This window comes from Rappaport israeli (assembly GCF_001888055.1).
In the GTDB taxonomy this organism is placed as follows: Bacteria; Pseudomonadota; Gammaproteobacteria; order Cardiobacteriales; family Cardiobacteriaceae; genus Rappaport; species Rappaport israeli.
This window is the reverse complement of the sequence record NZ_LXHZ01000018.1, coordinates 24,589-45,319: the sequence shown is the minus strand read 5'-3', so window position 1 is coordinate 45,319 and position 20,731 is coordinate 24,589. Positions and strand designations below refer to the sequence as shown.

General features: G+C 44.1%; 12 protein-coding genes and 3 pseudogenes. 1 reads left to right on the top strand and 14 read right to left on the bottom strand.

The features are described 5' to 3' along the window. Nucleotides 1-3 precede the first annotated feature (3 nt). The 10 genes and pseudogenes from asd to A5N84_RS13380 form a co-directional block, all read right to left on the bottom strand. On the bottom strand, nucleotides 4-1,113 hold the full coding sequence (asd, locus tag A5N84_RS04585; protein ID WP_072281432.1) for an aspartate-semialdehyde dehydrogenase: 1,110 nt from the start codon (nucleotides 1,111-1,113) through the stop codon (nucleotides 4-6). Nucleotides 1,114-1,124: 11 nt separating this feature from the next. Beyond that, nucleotides 1,125-3,931: pseudogene (locus A5N84_RS13385) on the bottom strand (valine--tRNA ligase). 322 nt (nucleotides 3,932-4,253) lie between these two features. Next, nucleotides 4,254-5,942 (bottom strand): dihydrolipoyllysine-residue acetyltransferase, encoded by a 1,689-nt coding sequence (gene aceF / locus A5N84_RS04575; RefSeq protein WP_072281431.1) that lies wholly within the window; start codon nucleotides 5,940-5,942, stop codon nucleotides 4,254-4,256. A 31-nt stretch (nucleotides 5,943-5,973) separates the two neighbouring features. Further along, nucleotides 5,974-8,628, bottom strand: a pseudogene (aceE, locus tag A5N84_RS04570) (pyruvate dehydrogenase (acetyl-transferring), homodimeric type). A 421-nt stretch (nucleotides 8,629-9,049) separates the two neighbouring features. After that, nucleotides 9,050-9,499, bottom strand: a complete 450-nt coding sequence (locus A5N84_RS04565) for a hemerythrin domain-containing protein (RefSeq protein ID WP_072281430.1) — start codon at nucleotides 9,497-9,499, stop codon at nucleotides 9,050-9,052. A gap of 72 nt (nucleotides 9,500-9,571) precedes the next feature. Then, nucleotides 9,572-10,963 (bottom strand): glycerol-3-phosphate transporter, encoded by a 1,392-nt coding sequence (gene glpT, locus A5N84_RS04560; protein ID WP_072281429.1) that lies wholly within the window; start codon nucleotides 10,961-10,963, stop codon nucleotides 9,572-9,574. 30 nt (nucleotides 10,964-10,993) lie between these two features. Continuing rightward, on the bottom strand, nucleotides 10,994-11,482 hold the full coding sequence (locus A5N84_RS04555) for a hypothetical protein (protein WP_072281428.1): 489 nt from the start codon (nucleotides 11,480-11,482) through the stop codon (nucleotides 10,994-10,996). Between the two features lie 20 nt (nucleotides 11,483-11,502). Then, nucleotides 11,503-12,207 (bottom strand): YggS family pyridoxal phosphate-dependent enzyme, encoded by a 705-nt coding sequence (locus A5N84_RS04550; protein WP_072281427.1) that lies wholly within the window; start codon nucleotides 12,205-12,207, stop codon nucleotides 11,503-11,505. After that, nucleotides 12,197-12,658 (bottom strand): transcriptional repressor, encoded by a 462-nt coding sequence (locus A5N84_RS04545; RefSeq protein WP_143324826.1) that lies wholly within the window; start codon nucleotides 12,656-12,658, stop codon nucleotides 12,197-12,199. The genes A5N84_RS04550 and A5N84_RS04545 overlap by 11 nt, the downstream gene beginning before the upstream one ends. 70 nt (nucleotides 12,659-12,728) lie before the next feature. Then, a pseudogene (locus A5N84_RS13380) lies at nucleotides 12,729-13,774 on the bottom strand (aldo/keto reductase). A gap of 68 nt (nucleotides 13,775-13,842) precedes the next feature. On the opposite strand from A5N84_RS13380, the gene A5N84_RS04535 reads away from it, so the two are divergent. After that, nucleotides 13,843-15,714 carry a UvrD-helicase domain-containing protein gene (locus tag A5N84_RS04535; protein WP_233119947.1) on the top strand — a complete coding sequence of 624 codons (1,872 nt, stop codon included), beginning with the start codon at nucleotides 13,843-13,845 and terminating at the stop codon, nucleotides 15,712-15,714. Between the two features lie 128 nt (nucleotides 15,715-15,842). Here the strand turns inward: A5N84_RS04535 and A5N84_RS11670 are convergent, their stop codons facing one another. From A5N84_RS11670 to A5N84_RS04520, 4 genes are all read right to left on the bottom strand, one after another. Beyond that, nucleotides 15,843-16,202: an AMP-binding enzyme gene (locus tag A5N84_RS11670; protein WP_233119946.1), complete on the bottom strand. Its 360-nt coding sequence runs from the start codon at nucleotides 16,200-16,202 to the stop codon at nucleotides 15,843-15,845. Further along, a complete protein-coding gene (locus A5N84_RS04530) occupies nucleotides 16,189-17,559 on the bottom strand; it encodes an AMP-binding protein (protein ID WP_233119945.1) in 1,371 nt (456 codons plus the stop codon). The genes A5N84_RS11670 and A5N84_RS04530 overlap by 14 nt, the downstream gene beginning before the upstream one ends. Before the next feature lie 169 nt (nucleotides 17,560-17,728). Next, nucleotides 17,729-19,951 (bottom strand): NADP-dependent isocitrate dehydrogenase, encoded by a 2,223-nt coding sequence (locus tag A5N84_RS04525; RefSeq protein WP_072281426.1) that lies wholly within the window; start codon nucleotides 19,949-19,951, stop codon nucleotides 17,729-17,731. A gap of 122 nt (nucleotides 19,952-20,073) precedes the next feature. Continuing rightward, nucleotides 20,074-20,691 (bottom strand): thiol:disulfide interchange protein DsbA/DsbL, encoded by a 618-nt coding sequence (locus A5N84_RS04520; RefSeq protein WP_072281425.1) that lies wholly within the window; start codon nucleotides 20,689-20,691, stop codon nucleotides 20,074-20,076. Nucleotides 20,692-20,731: the final 40 nt, after the last annotated feature.

Sequence of the window (20,731 nt, the reverse complement as noted above, 5' to 3'; positions counted from 1 at the left end):
GCTTTAGGCGCTTAGTAAAATATTAAGCATACGCCGTAATGGCTCTGCAGCGCCCCATAGTAGTTGGTCGCCAACGGTAAAGGCGCTTAAATACTCTCCACCCATGGCTAATTTACGCAATCTGCCAACAGGAACATCCAGCGTACCAGAAACAGCCGCTGGCGTAAGATATTGACTACTTGCTTGTTTGTCGTTAGCAATAACTTTCACCCAATCATTATGCTGGGCTAAGGTTTGCTCAATTTCTTTAAGCGGGATATCTTTTTTGAGCTTGATGGTTAGTGCTTGGGCATGTGAGCGCATCGCGCCAATACGAACACACAACCCATCGATAAGAATCGGCTGACTACTACGCCCCATGATTTTATTGGCTTCTGCCTGCGCTTTCCATTCTTCGCGACTTTGCCCATTTTCTAATGCGCTATCAATCCAAGGGATTAAACTGCCTGCCAGTGGTACACCAAAATGAGTAGTATCCAGTTGAGTGCGCATGATATCGCTGACTTTTGCATCAATTTCTAAAATTTGACTGGCAGGATTGCTCAGCTCAGTTTTTACGCCTTCGGCAAGAGCGCCCATTTGGCTTAGTAATTCGCGCATATGTTGCGCCCCACCGCCTGAGGCGGCTTGATAAGTCATAGGCGTAATCCATTCAACCCAATCTTGCTCAAGAATACCGCCTAATGCCAACATCATCAACGACACCGTACAATTTCCGCCAATAAACTCTTTTTGTCCATTTTCTAGCGCGCGCATAATCACATCTTTATTCACAGGGTCTAGCACAATGACGCTCTCCTCTTGCATCCGCAAAGTAGACGCTGCATCAATCCAATAACCTTGCCATCCTGCCTTTCGCAAAGGCGCATGAATTTTTTCCGTATAACTTCCACCTTGGCAAGAAATAATAATATCCATCTCTGCTAATTCAGAGAGATTATTAGCATCTCGTAAAGTCTTATTTTTCCCTGCAAAATCAGGGGAAACCTCTCCTGCCTGCGAGGTAGAGAATAAAGTAGTTTCTACTTTAGAAAAATCATTTTCTGCAATCATGCGCTCGACTAAAACCGAGCCAACCATACCACGCCAGCCTACAATTCCTAATTTTTTCATATCTCACTCCTTTAGAGACGTTCAATTTTATGATATTGCGCGCTTAAAGCATCAAGCGCTTTATGGTCTGCTTGCAATTGCGCCTGTGTGTTTGCAACCAACTGCTCAGGGGCTTTGCGTACAAAGTTTTCATTTTGCAATTGCGCTTCTAGCTTAGCAATATTTTGTTGCAATTTTTGCATTTCCTTCGCTAGACGCGCCAACTCAGCGTCTTTATCAATAAGATCAGCCAGCGCCACTCTAACCTGCATATCCCCCACACTAAAAACTGCCGCCTCAACTAAATCCTCATCTACTAAAACAATCTCTTGCAAGCGCCCCAAACTGATTAAGCGTGCACGTTGAGCTTGTAAATAGGCTTGATCTTGGGCGCTTGCGTGCAGCAACTGAACTTGTAAGGCTTTAGCAGGAGCAATATTCATCTCTGCGCGAATTTTGCGCAATCCCAGTAGCACTGCCTGCACCCATGCCACCTCTGCCTGCACATCATCATCCCTTACGCCCATTTCTGGATAAGCGGTATTCATAATGCTTTTAGCGTTGAGTTTGAGTTGGGGGGCGATATTTTGCCAAATCTCTTCGCTAATAAATGGCATGATTGGATGCACTAAGCGCAAAATCTGCTCCAATACATCTAACAAATAAAAGCGGATATTGGCTTTTTGTGTCTCATCATTTTGATGTTTGGATAAATTAGGTTTAACCAATTCCAAATACCAATCACAATATTTATGCCAAATAAAATCATATAAAGCACTGGCTGCAAAATCAAAGCGGTATTGCTCAAATCCATTGCGTACTTTTTCAATGGTTTGAGTTAATTCATGATAAATCCATTTATCTACCGCTTGCATTTGTTTGAGCGCTTCTTCTTTAGTCGCAATAGGCTTATCCTCAACTTGCATCAGCACAAAACGCGCTGCATTCCATAATTTATTACAAAAATTGCGATAACCCTCCACGCGCGCGAGGTCAAAAACGATATCGCGCCCAGTTGTGGCCAATGCGCAAAAAGTAAACCGCAAAGCATCTGTCCCACAGGCTGGAATGCCTTCAGGAAAGGCTTGGCGAGTTTGTTGTGCAATTTTTTTAGCCAGCTGGGGTTGCATCATGTTTTCAGTGCGCTTAGCTACCAATGCCTCAAGCTCAATGCCATCAATTACATCTATCGGGTCAATCACATTGCCTTTAGATTTTGACATTTTTTGCCCTTCGCTATCGCGCACCAATCCATGGATATAAACCTCTTTAAACGGAACTTCCCCATCCATACAATAAAGTCCCATTAAGACCATGCGCGCAACCCAGAAAAAGATAATATCAAATCCCGTTACCAATACACTGCTAGGATAAAATTCTGCTAAATCTTGTGTTTTTTCAGGCCAACCCTGTGTAGCAAAAGGCCATAATGCCGAGCTAAACCATGTATCTAATACATCTGTATCTTGTGTAAGTGTTTTACCCTCAAGTGCATATTTTTCACGCACCGCCGCCTCATTTTCACCTACATAAATATTGCCCTCCTCGTCATACCATGCAGGAATGCGATGCCCCCACCAAAGCTGGCGAGAAATACACCAATCTTCTAAATTCTCCATCCAATTAAAATACGTGTTTTGCCAGTTTTTAGGCACAAATTGAATCCGCCCATCTCTAACGGCATTAAGCGCTGGTTCGGTTAAGCGTTGATAGCCCCCTGCCCGTCCATCTGCTTGAGTTTTTGTAGTTAAATCAACAAACCATTGGTCGGTTAAATAAGGCTCAATCACCTCCCCCGTACGATCTCCTCTAGGCGCATCAAAGTATGTGGCTCTACTTTAATCAAAAACCCCTGCGCCTTTAAATCCGCTATTATTTGCTCACGCGCTACAAAACGCTCTAGCCCTTGATACCGCTTAGGCGCATTTTCATTTAACACCGCCTCAGGCGTGAATAAATTAATCACTTCTATTGAATGGCGCTGCCCTACCGCATAATCATTAAAATCATGTGCTGGCGTAATTTTGACACACCCTGTGCCAAATTCAGAATCTACATATTCATCAGCAATAATAGGAATTGTGCGCTCTGTCATCGGCACATGAACCTGCTTGCCAATCAAATGCTGATAGCGTTCATCCTCTGGCGCAATGGCTAACGCACCATCTGCCAAAATGGTTTCTGGTCGCGTTGTAGCAATTTCCATCCATTGACCATCAAGCCCTTGACCTTTAACAAACGGATAGCGCACATAATACATAAACCCCTTTTCTTCACGATTTTCCACCTCAAGGTCAGAAATAGCCGTTTTTAATACAGGGTCCCAATTAACCAAACGCTTCCCGCGATAAATCAAACCTTCCTCATGCAAACGCACAAATAACGTCCGCACCGCCTTTGACATAGATTCATCCATAGTAAAACGTTCACGCGACCAATCCAACGACGCACCCAAACGCCGCAACTGTTGCATGATTTGCCCGCCTGATTGTTCCTTCCACTGCCACACACGCTCAGTGAATAATTCACGCCCTAAATCATGGCGCGTTTGCCCTTTGGCATTGAGCTGGCGCTCCACCACCATTTGTGTAGCAATCCCAGCATGGTCACTCCCAGCCTGCCATAAAGTCCGCTTGCCATTCATACGTTGATAACGAATCAACGCATCCATAATCGTATCTTGAAAAGCATGCCCCATATGCAACGTCCCCGTTACATTAGGCGGGGGAATCATAATGGCATAAGGCACCCCATCACCCTTGGGCATAAAATAACCCCTCTCTTCCCAAAGCTGATACCATTTTGACTCAATATCTACAGGCTGATAACGCGTCAGCATCGCTTGCTCACTCATGCACACCTCAACTAATTAACCGACAAACACAAAACGCGCCATCATATCACCACCTGCCCTATAAACCCAATCTTGTTATCCTTGCAACCCCACTTTTCTAAAAAACCAATCCATCTATCTTCGCCACAGCATAAACAGCATTTATTCTGTGCTTGCACGTAGCATATTTTCAATTAAAACTCGCCTTTATAAACTTTAGTGCCTTAATTTATTCTTAAAAAACAAATCAACCCTAAAGAATTAAAACGACATAAAAAAAGCGGTACTACCAAAGTAGCACCGCCCAGTGTCAAGTCTAAATAAGCGCCTATAACAAAATGCGACGCATATCTTGTAGCACATTGGATAACAACACAATCATGCGCGCACCATCTGCCCCATCAATCACACGATGATCATAAGAAAGCGACAACGGCAACATTAATCGTGGAGTAAATTCTTTTCCATTCCATACTGGTTGCATACTTGCACGCGATACCCCCAAAATAGCCACCTCAGGAGCATTTACAATCGGCGTAAAGTAATGCCCACCAATACCGCCTAAGCTAGAAATGGTCATAGAACCACCAGACATATCCTTAGGAGATAACTTCCCTTCACGTGCTTTTTTAGAAATTTCCATCAAATCAGAAGAAAGCTCATAAATCCCTTTTTGGTCAACCGATTTAATCACTGGCACAACCAAACCATTAGGCGTATCTACCGCAATACCAATATTATAGTATTTCTTCAAAATCAATGATTTGCCATCAGAAGATAAAGATGAATTAAAGCGTGGCAATTCCTTCATACCCACAACTAGAGCCTTCATTAAAAAGGCCAGCATGGTAACACGAACACCTTTTTTCTCCGCCTCAGCCTTCAAATCTTTACGGAACTGCTCTAATTGCGTTACATCTGCCAACTCATGTTGCGTAACATGTGGAATATTGAGCCAATTACGCGTCATCGCCTCACCAGTTAACACATTGATGCGCGATAATTTTTGCTCTTCTGTTTCTCCAAATTGTGAGAAATCCACCACTGGCATGCTTGGAATTCCACTGCCCCCTTGTACGCCAGATGAAGCTTTAGCACTCAACGCTTGTTTAACAAAGGCTTTTACATCTTCCTCAACAATCCGTCCCTTGCGTCCAGTTCCTTTAATTGAGCCTAAATCTGCACCCAATTCACGCGCAAATTTACGCACTGACGGACTGGCATGCGCTTTAGCAAAACTCTGTTCATCAAATTCAGCAGGTTGCGAACGTTGATTTTGCGCAGATTCATTTTGCGCACGGTCATTTTTAGAGTCCACATTGTCAGATTGTTCCGACTTGCTAGCAGATTGTTTAGGTGCTTTTTCTGCAGATTGAGCCTTATTCTCTGAAGATTGCGATTTAGAAGAACCTCCCTCCGCTACTTCAATTTGTCCAATCACATCACCACTTGCAACCTTATCTCCAGCAGATACAGTTAGTTTAACCACCTTGCCTTCATATTCAGATGGCACTTCCATAGATGCTTTATCTGATTCTAAGGTTACTAATGCCTGCTCTTTGCTTATGCTATCGCCTTCACTAACATTAACCTCAATAACATCAACAGCATCAAAATCACCAATATCTGGAATGACGATATCAACTGTTTTTCCTGCCCCATCTTCTACTTGAGCACTGCTATTATCTTTTTCCTCAGAGGACTGCTTAGATTGTTCTGAAGATTTTTCATCAGATTCTTCAGCTTTCTCTTGATTTTTACCTTCATTGTCATCTTGCTCATCAGAAACCTCAAGCTCAGCGATAACATCGCCTTTTTTCACTTGGTCGCCAGCTTTCACTAATACCTTAGTGACCACCCCAGCCTGCTCAGCAGGAACCTCCATCGATGCCTTATCAGATTCTAAAACCAATACCGATTGCTCTAGCGCAACCTCATCCCCCTCAGCAATCAACACCTCAATCACATCAACGGCGTCAAAATCACCAATATCGGGAACACGAATTTCAATACTCATAATTCTTTTTCCTTAAAATTTTTGCAATTGATTAATGCTTAGTTGGCATTTGTGCATCAAAATCAATTTGATACTTATCTACTGCTTCTTTAACCAATTTAAACTCAATTGTGCCCTCATCAGCCAATGCTTTGAGTGCTGCAATGACAACATGATAACGGTCTACCTCAAAGAAAGCGCGCAACGCTTCGCGTGTATCTGAACGCCCATAACCGTCTGTACCCAATACAATCATTTGCTTATCTTCAGGCAAATAAGCGCGAATTTGTTCAGGATAAGCACGCTGATAATCGGTTGACACCACGATTGGACCCTTAGCATCTTTAAGCTGAGTTTTTACATAAGCTTCTTTTGCTTTTTCTAAAGGATTCAAGCGATTATAACGTTCTACCTCCATGCCATCACGCGCAAGCAAGGTAAACGATGGCGCACTCCAAACATCTGAACCAATTCCCCAATCCTGAGCAAGTAATTTTGCAGCTTCAATGACTTCCATCAAGATTGAACCAGAACCCATCAATTGCACTTGTGCTTTTTGACCTTCATGCGATTGAATCTTATAAAGTCCTTTTAAAATACCTTCTTTTGAACCCTCAGGCATTGCAGGCTGCGCATAATTCTCATTAAGCAAAGTAATGTAGAAAAAGACATCTTCTTGCTCTTGATACATTCGGCGCAAACCATCTTGAATAATAACCGCCACTTCATAAGCAAATGTCGGATCGTAAGCCACACAGTTTGGAATTGTTCCTGCAAGCAAAAGACTATGCCCGTCTTGATGTTGCAAGCCCTCACCATTAAGCGTTGTACGACCTGCAGTGCCTCCTAATAAGAAACCGCGCGTTCTTTGGTCTCCTGCTGCCCAGATAAAATCACCCACGCGCTGGAAGCCAAACATTGAATAGTAAATATAAAATGGAATCATTGGAACGCCATGCACAGAATAAGACGTCCCAGCGGCAATCCAATCGCACAAACCGCCTGCCTCATTAATTCCTTCTTGCAAAATCTGTCCATCTTTTGATTCTTTATAAAACATCAACTGCTCTGCATCAGCAGGGGTGTATTGCTGACCAAGTGGATTCCAAATTCCATACTGGCGGAATAACCCTTCCATTCCAAAAGTGCGCGATTCATCTGGAACAATGGGAACAATATGTTTTCCAAGAGATTTATCTTTTAAAAGCGCCGATAAAATGCGCACAAATGCCATGGTTGTAGAAATCTCACGCCCTTCTTTAGTCGCCTGCAATACTGAATCAAATATAGATAGTTCAGGAATAGGCATTGAAGAGGAAGATACTTTACGTGCAGGCACATAACCTTCTAACGCCTTACGTCTTTCATGCAAATACTCTAATGCTTTTGAGCCTTCTTCTAGCTTGATAAAGTCGACATTTTCTACTTGTTCATCTGTTAAAGGCAGTTCAAAACGATCACGGAAAGCCTTTAATTGTTCAAAATCCATTTTTTTAGCTTGGTGGGCAATATTTTGCGCCTCAGCTGTACCCCCCATTGCATAGCCTTTAATTGTTTTGGCCAAAATAACTGTAGGCTTATCGCTTTCCATTGCTGCTTGATAGGCGGCGTAGATTTTGCAGGGTCATGCCCACCACGATTTAATTCCCAGATATCTTTATCTGATAAGTCTTTTACAAGTTCTTTTAATTCAGGTGAGTTAAAGAAATGCTCGCGCACATAAGCGCCATCTTTAGATTTATAAGTTTGGTAATCGCCATCAAGCACTTCCATCATGCGCTTGTGCAATAATCCCTTTTTATCCCGTGCCAAGATAGTCCCACTTATTCCCCCAAAGCAACTTAATAACATTCCAGCCTGAGCCTCTAAACTCCCCTTCTAGTTCTTGCACGATTTTACCGTTACCACGCACTGGACCATCTAAGCGCTGTAAATTACAGTTAATTACAAACACCAAATTATTTAAATTCTCACGTCCAGCCAATGCTAATGCACCGCGTGATTCAGGCTCATCCATCTCGCCATCCCCACAAAATGCCCATACTTTACGCCCAGTCTCTTTAATAAATCCTCGGCTTTCCATATAGCGCATAAAACGGGCTTGATAAATTGCCATAAATGGCCCCAATCCCATAGAGACCGTTGGAAATTGCCAAAACTCAGGCATTAACCATGGATGAGGATAAGAAGACAAACCATTGCCACCAACCTCTTGACGGAAATTGTCTAAATTCTCATCTGTTAAACGCCCTTCTAAATAAGCGCGCGCATAAAACCCAGGGGCACAATGTCCTTGGAAGAAAATCAAATCTCCCCCAGTCTCTCCTTCTTGACCACGCCAAAAATGATTTTGCCCTACCTCATACAAAGTCGCAGAAGAAGCGAAACTAGCGATATGCCCACCAACATTTGTTGTCTTGCCAGATCTTACCACCATCGCCAAAGCATTCCAACGAATATAAGAACGGATTTTATGCTCTAACACCCAATCACCAGGATAAGGGGGTTGCTTAGATAAAGGAATGGTATTGACATAAGGCGTATTCGCGCTATAGGGTAAATCCATACCATCTAAACTTGCACGCTCAATTAATGTTTCTAATAGATAATGCGCGCGCTCCACCCCATCTGTATTTAACACGCTCTCTAACGACGCTAACCATTCTTGGGTTTCTTTTGGATCGATATCTTTAGTTTCCTTCGCCATAGTACTCTCCTATAAAAATTACTACTAATGCCAGTCTAAACCAGCTTTAAAATCCTCGTGATTGTATCACGACTTCCTATAGATAACACGCCAAGCGCCAACACATCTTTTTGCAATAAAATCTTTATCTATAGATATTAATCCATCTTTTTGATTTAAAGACATTCTTTTATATTTTTTATTGATTAATGAAGATACTTTTTGATAAAAATTTAAGTATAAATTGATAATAAGTATCATTATTTAACACACCAGTTCTTATTAAAACAATACAAGCCAGCTTATCCCTTAAAAAATCGAAATCCGAAATATTTTTATGCCACCAACTCAATTACCAAACCATTCCTGCCATCAAAATATAAAAAAGCGGTAAGATTACTTACCGCATAGTCAATGATGCCAATTCAAGTCTTTGGGACAATTACTGCCCTAATTTCTCGCGCATCTCTTCAAGTTCCGCTAAATAGTCATCAGAAAGGGATTGTTTTTCCTCTTTATTTAGAATTTTACCTGCCATTTGGAAAAACTTATGCTCTTCCTCTTCTAAATGGTGGCGCACTTTGTGAGTTAACTCTTTAGCAGTAATCAACCATTGCGGCGCACTCTTATCCATTTCTTCTAATTTCTCAATCAACTCATCCATTTCATGATGTTCTGAAATTGCGTGTCGAGATAAATCCAATCCCGAATCACGCTCCATGCAAGGGATATAAAAATAACGTTCTTCAGCTGCTGCGTGAGCATGCAGTTCAGTTTTTAGATGATGAAAAACCTCTTGACGCTCTACGCTATCGCCCTGCGTATTTTCTAATTCATCACATAATTTCCTTTGTACGTCATGACTTTTTCTTAGTGCTGCAAAAATATCCATTGCCTTCTCCTTCATTATAATTTTCCAAAATTGGTGCACTCTTTGTACGCCAAACCATCAATAAGCTTTACTTTAGTAAGTCTCGCCTATTTTTTCCTTATGCTTATTTTCTTGTAACATTGTTAAAAACAACAATACACAAGCAAGCACGCCACCACCAATCATAATATAAAATCCCATATCCCAGCCATGAGATTCAACCATGCGCCCGATAATAGCACTTGCTGCTACCGAGCCTCCCAAATAACCAAACAAGCCTGTAAATCCTGCGGCGGTTCCTGCAGCTTTTTTAGGCGCTAATTCTAAAGCATGCAAACCAATGAGCATCACTGGTCCATAAACCAAAAAGCCTACCGCAATCATCATAAACATTGCCATATTTTGCGATTGCGCCTGCCAATATAGATAAACAGCAATCGTAACCAATACCATAAAGACCAAGCCAGTTAGTCCGCGCTTGCTTTTAAAAATTTTATCTGATGCCCAGCCGCAAAAAAGTGTTCCAGGAATAGCGGCAAACTCATAAAAAGCATAGGCATTTGAGCTTTTGCTAATATTAAAATGACGCACCTCATATAAATAAGTAGGCGCCCAATCTAAAATGCCGTAGCGGATTAAATACACAAAAGCATTGGCGCAGGCGATATACCATAGCAATTTATTTTTAAACACATACTCTACAAAAATTGCCTTTGTAGACAATTCTTGCTCTGCTGTTGTCTCGTCATAATCTTCAGGATAATCATTTTTATATTGTTCAATAGGAGGCAATCCACAAGATTGCGGGGTATCCTTCATTACAAAAAACACCACAACCGCTGCAATCATCGCTGCAATTCCAGGGTAATACAACGCTTGTTGCCATACATCGGCATTTTGTACCGCCTCTTTTTCAATGCCATGCGTTGAAGCGTATAAGCTCACCGCCAGCACAAGCAAATAAGCTGGCACTCCGCCTCCTAAATTATGAGCCGTATTCCAAACAGATACGATTGTGCCACGTTCTTTTTTTGACCACCAATGCACCATCGTCCGCCCACAAGGTGGCCAACCCATTCCCTGCACCCAGCCATTAATAAACAACAATACTGACATAATCGCCACACTACTTGTTGCCCATGGAAACCAACCCATACACACCATAATTGCGCCAGATAAAAACAATCCGAGGGATAAAAACACTTTAGCATTTGATTTATCAGAGACAGCGCCCATTAAAAATTTAGAGATTCCATAGGAAATTGAAATCATTGCCATCGCATCGCCTAATTCTTTTTTGCTATACAATCCAGCTTCCACCATCCCCGGCACAGCCAAAGAAAAATTCTTACGCACAAAATAATAGGCGGCATAGCCAAAAAATATGCCAAAAAACACCTGCCAACGTAGACGTTTATACGTTGGATCTATTTTACTGTCTTCCAGCAAAGGCTGGTGTGGCGCAGGTTTTAAAAAGCCAATCATCTATCTCTCCTTTTAGTGAATTAAAAATATTTATGCAAACAAAATATAACCATGCGCGAGCAACACCCCTGCCAAAACAGCGGAAAAGCTTAGCAATGTCAATAACCAATGAATCACCCCAGCGCGCGCAAACGCCTTTTCAGGGTGGCGTCTTGCAAAAGGCTCCAACACCCGTTTTCCAAAAATAGGCTCAATTACAAATAAAATCAGTGAAAAAATAACACTTACCAACATCATCAAATGAATTGGCCATAAATGAGACTCCCCCATGCGCTCCCAAAAGCCAATCATATGCGCTAAAAAAGCGCCACTCACAACCACCACAAGCAACGCCACCCGCGCTATCCAACTAAAGCGATGCTCTAATGTAGAAAATAATGGCAAGCGCTCCTGTGCGGGAAAACGTTTTAACGCTGGCAACAATACCGCCGTTACAAAAAACACCCCACCAATCCACACCACCACGCCCAGCACATGCAACGCCCGCGCCCAAGCATACACCGCCACATCAAAATTCATGATTACCTCCGCTCCTTAGCCTAATCCCGCGCCCCAAAGATTGCCCGCCCAAGACGCACAATCGTACTGCCCTCTTCAATGGCAATTTTCATATCCTTACTCATTCCCATGGACAGCGTTTTAAAATCGCCATAATCCCCATAGCGTTGCTGCGCCTTTTGCTGTAGCGTTTTAAGCAATTGAAAACAGCGTCGAATTTCCCTTTCATCCTCAGTATAGGTCGCAATGGTCATCAATCCACGAATGTTAATTCGCTCATAGTCGCGCAACTGCCCAATCAGCGCCAAAGCTTTATCAGGCGCAACGCCAAACTTACTCGCCTCTGCAGAAGTATTCACCTGCACCAACGCCTCAATTGTTTTATCTTCAAACTCCAAACGCTGTTGTAATTTATCCGCCAACTTGAGACGGTCAAGCGATTGAATACATTGGGCATAACCAATCACCTCCTTCACCTTATTGGTTTGCAAATGCCCAATTAGATGCGCTTCATAGCGTTGCCCCTCAAGCCTTGCCTGCTTATCTTGCAACTCCTGCACCTTATTTTCACCAATCAAGTGCTCACCACATTCCAACGCCTGAATAATTCTTTTTGCCTCAACTGTTTTGGTGACCAACATAAGCGAGACCGCCCCAACCTCACGCCCTGCCTGCTCAGTAGCCCTCTCAATTTGTGCACGCACTGTTGCAATGCGCTGAGCAATCTCATTTTCATTATATATCATTTCTTTTCTCACACTGTATACACACCCCATTAAATACCAAAGGAATTTCATCCAAAGCAAACCCTTGCCCTTTTGCATACTCCATCAAAGCTTGCACCTGCTCAGCGGCAGCATTCTCAACCACCTTCCCACAATGCGTACAACTTAAAATAATACTGCGATGATGTTGATGAAACTGCCGACAAAAAATAAACCCATTTAATAACTCCGCGCGGTGCAAAATCCCCATTTCCACCAAAAAATCTAACGCGCGATATACCGTAGGGGGCGCTGCATTTCCTTTAAGTTTTTGCAAATCACTTAAAATATCATAGGCTTTCACCACATCAGAATACTCCATCACCAACGACAAAACCTGTCGCCGCGAAGGCGTCAAACGCGCTCCCCGACGTTGACAATGGCGCTCAGCCTTATTGAGCAAACGCTCCTTATCCAAAACCAAATTATCCATAACCATTCCAAATACTCATGCAAACTTACATTAACCGCTAAAACTTTAGCGCCACCTTATATTAACCGCCCTATGGACAAGGATTAGAAATCTCAGCATGTACCGCATCAATCGCCTCAAGCGTCTGCTCACTTAGACGCACAGTTACGCTATCAATATTTTCCTTTAACTGCGCCATAGTCGTAGCGCCGATAATATTGCTACAAACAAAATCCCGTTGATTAACAAACGCCAACGCCAGAGTCGTCAAACTCAATCCCGCCTGCTGAGCAATCTCTGCGTAGCGCTCCACTGCTAAAAACGCCTGCTTATTCGTGTAGCGACTAAATCGAGAATACAGCGTTAACCGCCCCTCTTCAGGCCAAGGTTTTTTACGATATTTCCCAGTGAGCACACCAAATGCCAACGGCGAATACGCCAACAATCCCACCTTCTCACGCAACCCCACCTCAGAAAGCCCCACCTCATAACTACGATTGAGCAAACTATAAGGATTTTGCACCGACTGCACCCGCGCCATCCCCTTCTCACGCGCAAGCGCCAAGCAATGCATCACCCCCCAAGGCGTTTCATTGGACAACCCAAAATAGCGAATCTTACCCTGCTCCTGAAGCAACGACAGCGCTTGCACACTCTCCTCCAACGCCACACAATCCTCACGGTCAGCCAAAGCACTCATTCCCAAACGCCCAAAAAATTTACCGCGCGCTCTGGCCAATGCAACTGATACAAATCCAAATAATCTGTTTTTAGCCGCCGTAAACTCGCCTCACACGCCTCAATAATCTGCTTAGCGGACAACCGCGTCCCACCCCGAATATATTGCATCGACCCTGATTGGCGCTCAGGACCAGCAACTTTTGACGCCAATATCACCTCCTCTCTCTTACGCCCAACAAGCCATGCCCCAATAATTTCCTCCGTGCGCGCATAAGTCTGCGCCTTAGGCGGGACAGGATACATCTCCGCGGTATCAATAAAATTCACCCCACGCGAAAATGCATAATCCAACTGCTCATGCGCCTGTTCAAGCGTATTTTGCTCCCCCCAAGTCATCGACCCCAAACAAATCTTACTTACTTGAATATCGGTTTGTCCTAAACGTGAAAAATCCATAAAATAGCCCCCTTTTTTAGCGCGCTCAAAAACGCCATGCTACCACAAAACCAACCCCTGAAATCGCCATGCACACACTAAACCCCCAACAACATCAAGCCGTAACCTATCTAGATGGTCCCTTACTCGTCGTTGCAGGCGCAGGCTCAGGTAAGACAGGCGTGATTACGCAAAAAATTGCCTACCTTATCGAAAAAGCCCACCTAAACCCCAAAAACATCTACGCCGTTACCTTCACCAACAAAGCGGCAAAAGAAATGCAGACACGCGTTAAAAAGCGCCTTGGCAAACAAGCGCGCGGTCTACACATCTCCACCTTCCACCGCCTCGGACTTGATTTTCTTTTAAAAGAACACCAAAGCGCAGGACTACGCCCAAATTTCACCATTTTTGACAGCAAAGACAGCCAAAATCTCATCAAAAGCCTAAGCAAAAGCGAAGATGACGCCTACACCCAACAGCTACAAAACACCATCAGCGCCTATAAAAATGCCAACATTTCCCCTGAGCAAGCACTAGCGCTAGCCAAAGACCAACAGCAAATCCAAAGCGCCACCCTTTATCAGCACTACCAAACCCAACTAAGCGCCTACAACGCCGTTGATTTTGATGACCTCCTATTAAAACCCCTACAACTACTCTCCACCCATAGCGAAATCCGCAACCGCTGGCAGCAGCAAATTCGCTATCTGCTAATTGATGAATATCAAGACACCAACGCCTGCCAATACCAACTCATCCGCCTACTCACAGGACAAGCCGAAGCCTTTACCGCTGTAGGCGATGATGACCAATCCATCTATGCTTGGCGTGGCGCCCAACCTGAAAACATTCGCCACCTTCATCAAGATTACCCCCGCCTTAAAACCATCATGCTTGAGCAAAATTATCGTTGTGATATGCGCATCCTCACCGCTGCCAACCAACTAATAGCCAACAACCCGCATCTAGTGGATAAAAAACTCTGGTCAGACCTACACGACGGCGAAGGCGTAGTCGTCCTTAGCGCCAAAAACGACCACGCCGAAGCAGAGCAAATCGTCAGCGACCTCTATTCCACCAAACTACACAAAAACCTCCCAGCCAGCGCCTTTGCCATACTCTATCGTAGCAATTTTCAAGCACGCATCTTTGAAGAACACCTCCGCACCCTAAACATCCCCTACCGCCTCTCAGGCGGCACCAGCTTTTTTGCACATAGCGAAATCAGAGACCTCATCAGCTACCTACGCCTAATCAACAACCCCGAGGACGACACCGCCTTTTTGCGCATCTGCAATGTCCCCAAGCGCGAAATTGGCACCAGCACCGTCAGCAAACTTGGCGACTATGCCGCAAAACGCCAAATCCCCCTCTTGCAAGCCTGTAATGAATTTGGACTACAGCAACACCTAAACGCCAAAGCGCAAAAAAACCTACAACAGTTCGCCAATTGGATAACCAACCTGCAACAACTTGCCGAAGACGAACCCCCAGCCGAACTCCTCACCCGCATCATCGACGACATCGACTACAACGACCATCTCTTTGAACTACACAAACAACCCAAAAAAATCGAAAAACGCCAACAACGCCTTGCCCACCTAAAAAGCTGGTTTAAAAAGCTCGGCGAAGATGAACGTTATCAAAGCTTAAACCAAGTCATGCAACACCTCATGCTCTTAGATATCCTTGATAAACAAGAAGATAAAAGCGATGCCGTCGAACTCATGACCCTACACTCTGCTAAAGGGCTTGAATTCCCCTACGTCTACATTGCAGGCGTAGAAGAAGACCTCCTCCCCCACAGCAACAGTCTTTTAGATGCCCATGGCATAGAAGAAGAGCGCCGCCTGCTTTATGTTGGCATGACCCGCGCGAAAAATCGCGTAACCCTCTCCTATGCACGCAAACGCAAACGCGGCAGCGACTGGCAAGACAGCGAACCCAGCCGTTTTTAGAAGAACTCCCGCGCGAAGGCGTTGACTGGCAAGACGGCTCAGCGCCCAAAAGCGACACACAAACCATGCAAGAAGACCAAGATTTTTTCCAAAGCCTCTACGCCATACTCAACGAAGACCCATAAAAACTAACGCTCTTTTGTCTCTCTATCTTCTTGTTCAGCCATTTCAACCAACTGCTGATACAACACCTTCCCCACCGCTGATTTAGGCAACGCCTCAACAAACAAATAGTTTTTTGGGCGCTTATAGCTCGTTAATTGCGCCTTCGCCAACTCCTGCAAACGCGCTTTTGCTTGCGCTTGCGCCTCTTGTTCTTTTAACACCACAACCGCCACCACGCGCTCACCACTATCCTCATCTTCACACCCCACACACGCCACCTCGGCAACCTTCCCATCCTCTGCCAGCACCCGCTCCACCTCACTGGGATAAACATTAAACCCTGATACCACAATCAAGCGCTTTTTGCGGTCAACCAAGCGCACAAACCCCCGTCTCAGACATCACCCCCACATCTCCTGTTTTAAACCACCCATCAGCGCTAAAAGCGCGCTCATTTTCCTCTGCTTGTCGCCAATATCCTTTCATCACCTGAGGTCCTTTCACCCAAATTTCGCCCGCCTCACCATTTGCCACCACCTCACCCGCCTCATCGCGCAAACTCAATACCGTACTTGGCACAGGATAGCCAATGCCGTCAGTATAGTGTTCATTTTCTAGCAAATTAACCGTCAACAACGGCGCTGTTTCCGTTAACCCATATCCCTCAATAATGACATTCCCCGTAACCTCTTGCCAGCGATTTGCCACCTTAGGCGCAAGCGCCATCCCACCAGAGACAACAAAACGCAACGAAGAAAAATCCAACTTCTCAAATTCAGGCACCTGCAAAAGCCCTTTTAATAACGTATTAACCACCGTCATCACCGCAAACGGATAACGACGCAACGTCTTTACAAACCCACGCATATCGCGCGGATTAGCAATAAGTAGCGAATGCATCGCCCGATTAGGAAAACACAACAAATTCACACTACAACAAAACACATGATACAGTGGCAACGCCGTTACCAGCACTAAAGAAGGCTCTGTAATGCGCTGCCCAATCCATACATCAATCTGCGCAATATTGGCTAATAAATTGCGGTGTGTAAGCATCGCGCCTTTTGGCGTTCCAGTCGTCCCCCCTGTATATTGCAACATCGCCACATCCTCCAACGCCAAATCAGGCGCAACAAATTGCAACCTCCGTCCGCGCTTGAGCGCCTCCTTATAATCCACCGCGCCCTCAAGCGCCTTCCTATCTGCCGCCTTTTTTACATAACGCAACCACCAGTTAACCGCCAAACCCTTCACCCCGCCCAACTCATCACCAACACCCGTTAACACCACCTGCTGTAAATGTGGCAAGCGCTTTCGCACCTTCCCAAGCGTTTTAGAAAAATTTTCTGCAACCACAATAGCGTGCGCCTCACTATCTGCCAACTGTTGCTCTAATTCACTGGCGGTATAAAGCGGATTAACATTCACCACCTCAACCCCAGATAACAAGCAAGCATAAAACACCACAGGAAATTGCGCGATATTAGGCAACATAATCGCCAACCGCGCCCCCTTAGACATTCCCAAATCTTGTTGCAAATACGTTGCAAAAGCCCGCGCCCGCTCCCCTATCTCAGCAAAACTAAGCGTCTTCCCCATACTCGTAAAGGCGGGCAACTCTGCATAACGGGCAAATAAATCCTCTAAAAACACCGCCAAATTAGCGTATTTCAGCTCAATTTCTTCTGGCACATCTTCTGGATAACTGGCAAGCCACGGCTGTTGAATTGTCTTGCTCATCAAAAACTCCCCTATTGTTTTAACATCCCATTTAAATCATAAAAATTCAAATCATAAAAAAGAGCGTTTGCACCCAAAGATATAAACGCCCTCAAAATACCGTTATTGACACACCCTAAAGAGTTTTATCGCCAGCAAAGCTAAAGGCATAAAACTATTAGGGAAAATCTTAGAGCGCTTCAATCAATGCATTAAGCGTTTTACTCGGGCGCATCGCTTTGCGCGCTAACGACTCATCAGGCGCATAATAACCGCCTAAATCTACAGACTCCCCCGCTTTCTCGCTCAATTCTTGTACGATTTTTTGCTCATTATCCGCCAAATCCTGCGCTAATTGAGCAAAACTCTGTTGGAGCGCCGAATCTTTATTTTGCTCTGCCAACGCTTTTGCCCAGTGCAAAGCCAAATAAAAATGGCTACCCCGATTATCCAACTCGCCTGCTTTACGCTTAGGCGATTGATTGTTAAGCAATAACGCCTCAATAGCTTGGTCAAGCGCCTGCGCAAGAATTTCAGCTTTATCATTACCCGTCGTTTGCGCCAAATGCTCTAAAGACACCGTAAGCGCTAAAAACTCTCCCAAACTATCCCAACGCAGATGATTTTCCTCCACAAACTGCTGCACATGTTTTGGCGCAGAACCACCTGCTCCAGTTTCAAATAATCCCCCTCCGTTCATCAAAGGCACAATCGATAACATCTTCGCACTCGTCCCTAATTCCAAAATGGGGAATAAATCTGTTAAATAATCCCGAAGCACATTACCTGATACCGAAATCGTATCCTTACCAGCTTTCATCCGCTCAAGACTACGCAAACACGCCTGCTCAGGCGGTAAAATATCAATTTCTAACGCCTGCAAATCCAATTCACTCAAATAACGCCTAACCTTAGCAATCAGTTGCGCATCATGCGGACGTTTTTCATCTAACCAAAAAATTGCTGGCGTTGAACTTAAACGCGCACGCCGCACCGCCAGCTCCACCCAATCTTTCACAGGAGCATCTTTGGTTTGGCAAGCCCGCCAAATATCGCCTTTCTCCACCTCATGCGAAGTCAAAACCTTCCCATCTTCTGCAATAATTTCCATCTTACCTGCAAAAGGAATAGAGAACGTCTTATCATGCGAACCATACTCCTCCGCCTTTTTCGCCATCAATCCCACATTAGGCACCGACCCCATCGTTGCAGGGTCAAACGCCCCATGCTCACGGCAAAACTCAATCACCGCCTGATAAACTCCAGCATAACTACTATCAGGAATAACCGCTTTAGTATCCTGCGTTTTCCCTTCCTTATCCCACATCTGCCCAGAGTTACGAATCATCGCTGGCATAGAGGCATCGACAATCACATCACTTGGCACATGCAAATTCGTAATCCCTTTATCACTATCAACCATCGCCAAATCAGGACGTTGCACATATGTCTTCTCAATGGCTTGCTCAATTTGAGCCCGCGTATCCTCATCTAATTGCGCCAAAGCATTGAGCAACTGACCCAAACCATCATTGGCATTAATTCCAGCTTGGGCAAGTACATCACCATATTGCTCAAATACTGGGGCAAAAAATACCCGTACCGCATGTCCAAAAATAATCGGGTCAGAAACCTTCATCATCGTTGCCTTCAAATGTAGAGAAAACAACACATTTTGCGCTTTAGCGTCTTCAATCTGCGCCTTTAAAAAATCCACCAAAGCATTTTGACTTAAAAACGTGGCATCAATAATTTCCCCTTCCTCTAACTGCAAAGGCGCACGCAACTCCTGCGATTTCCCCGCATTATCTGTCAACACAAAACGAACCTTAGTCGGCTTATCCAGCGTCAAAGATTGCTCATTATGGAAAAAATCCCCTGATTGCATCGTTGCCACATGCGAACGACTGTCTTTTGTCCACTCCCCCATACTGTGAGGATATTTTTTAGCAAAATTCTTCACCGCCTTTGGCGCACGTCTATCCGAATTCCCCTCACGCAACACAGGATTAACCGCACTCCCTTTAACGCGGTCATAAAGCGCCTTGATCTCTTGTTCTGCCTCAGATTGAGGATTTTCAGGATAATCTGGTAGCGCGTAGCCCTTCTTTTGCAACTCAGCAATAGTCGCTTTTAGCTGGGGCATAGACGCGCTAATATTAGGCAACTTAATAATATTAGCTTCAGGTGCATTAACCCACTCCCCCAATCGCACCAAATCATCTTCAATTTTTTGATTTTCTTCTAAAAATTTTGAAAAAGTTGCCAGAACCCGTCCAGCTAAAGAAATATCTGCAATCTTAAAATCCACATTTGCTTGACTAACAAATGCACGCGCAATCGGTAAAAAAGAACGCGTCGCCAACGCAGGCGCTTCATCTGTATGGGTATAAACAATGGTCTGCTTGCTCATAAAGCCTCCTTAAATTAATGGACTCAGCATTATGGCATATTTTCTAAAAGTGGGCATTGCAGACATCTGGATAAAAAAAACCGCCCTAGCGAGCGGTTAACGTAGGAAAAAGTAACAAAAACTTATTTTTTATACTGTGCCAAATAGGTTAGTAAATCAAATTTTCTTTGCAAATCACCGCCATTCTCAACTTGATATTGCCCATTAACAACAAACACAGGCACGCCAGTTAACCGCGCCTGTGCAAATAAATCTTCCGCGCGCTTTAATTTTTGCTGAACTGCAAACGAATTCCATGCCTTAGTAAAATCTTCTGAACTGACACTAAATTTTTTATCCAAAAACTGCGCCATCGCTTTTTCATTAAACACTAAAGCATTGTTATTATTTTTATGAATGGCATCAAAAATTTCTTTATCGGCATCTAATCCCAACTGCTCAGCGGTATAAAACAATTGCGCAGCTGGTTTCCAACGATCACTTGGAATTGCAGGCACTTTTTCTACTTCAATGCTTTCAGGTTTATCAGATTCAATCCACTGGTCAAATGGCTCAGACACCGTGTAACAATGTGGACAACCATACCAAAAAAACTCGATAACTTTTGGGGATTTAGCTTCATCAATCGATGTTTCTAATATAGTGTAATCAACACCTTCTTGATATTTTAACTGAGCTTGTGCCACCACTGGCAACAAACACGCCAACACAGCAGACAATAAACCAACACGACGCAACATAAATACTCCTTTGGATTTTCCATTTTTCAATCAAAAACCC

Excerpts from the sequence above, each read along its gene's own strand:
- A5N84_RS04555 (WP_072281428.1), bottom strand. The coding sequence starts at position 11,482 with ATGAATTTTGATGTGGCGGTGTATGCTTGGGCGCGGGCGTTGCATGTG.
- A5N84_RS04550 (WP_072281427.1), bottom strand. The coding sequence starts at position 12,207 with ATGATATATAATGAAAATGAGATTGCTCAGCGCATTGCAACAGTGCGT.
- A5N84_RS04530 (WP_233119945.1), bottom strand. The coding sequence starts at position 17,559 with ATGAGCAAGACAATTCAACAGCCGTGGCTTGCCAGTTATCCAGAAGAT.
- A5N84_RS04525 (WP_072281426.1), bottom strand. The coding sequence starts at position 19,951 with ATGAGCAAGCAGACCATTGTTTATACCCATACAGATGAAGCGCCTGCG.
- glpT (WP_072281429.1), bottom strand. The coding sequence starts at position 10,963 with ATGATTGGCTTTTTAAAACCTGCGCCACACCAGCCTTTGCTGGAAGAC.
- A5N84_RS04565 (WP_072281430.1), bottom strand. The coding sequence starts at position 9,499 with ATGGATATTTTTGCAGCACTAAGAAAAAGTCATGACGTACAAAGGAAA.
- asd (WP_072281432.1), bottom strand. The coding sequence starts at position 1,113 with ATGAAAAAATTAGGAATTGTAGGCTGGCGTGGTATGGTTGGCTCGGTT.
- aceF (WP_072281431.1), bottom strand. The coding sequence starts at position 5,942 with ATGAGTATTGAAATTCGTGTTCCCGATATTGGTGATTTTGACGCCGTT.
- A5N84_RS04535 (WP_233119947.1), top strand. The coding sequence starts at position 13,843 with ATGCACACACTAAACCCCCAACAACATCAAGCCGTAACCTATCTAGAT.
- A5N84_RS04545 (WP_143324826.1), bottom strand. The coding sequence starts at position 12,658 with ATGGATAATTTGGTTTTGGATAAGGAGCGTTTGCTCAATAAGGCTGAG.
- A5N84_RS04520 (WP_072281425.1), bottom strand. The coding sequence starts at position 20,691 with ATGTTGCGTCGTGTTGGTTTATTGTCTGCTGTGTTGGCGTGTTTGTTG.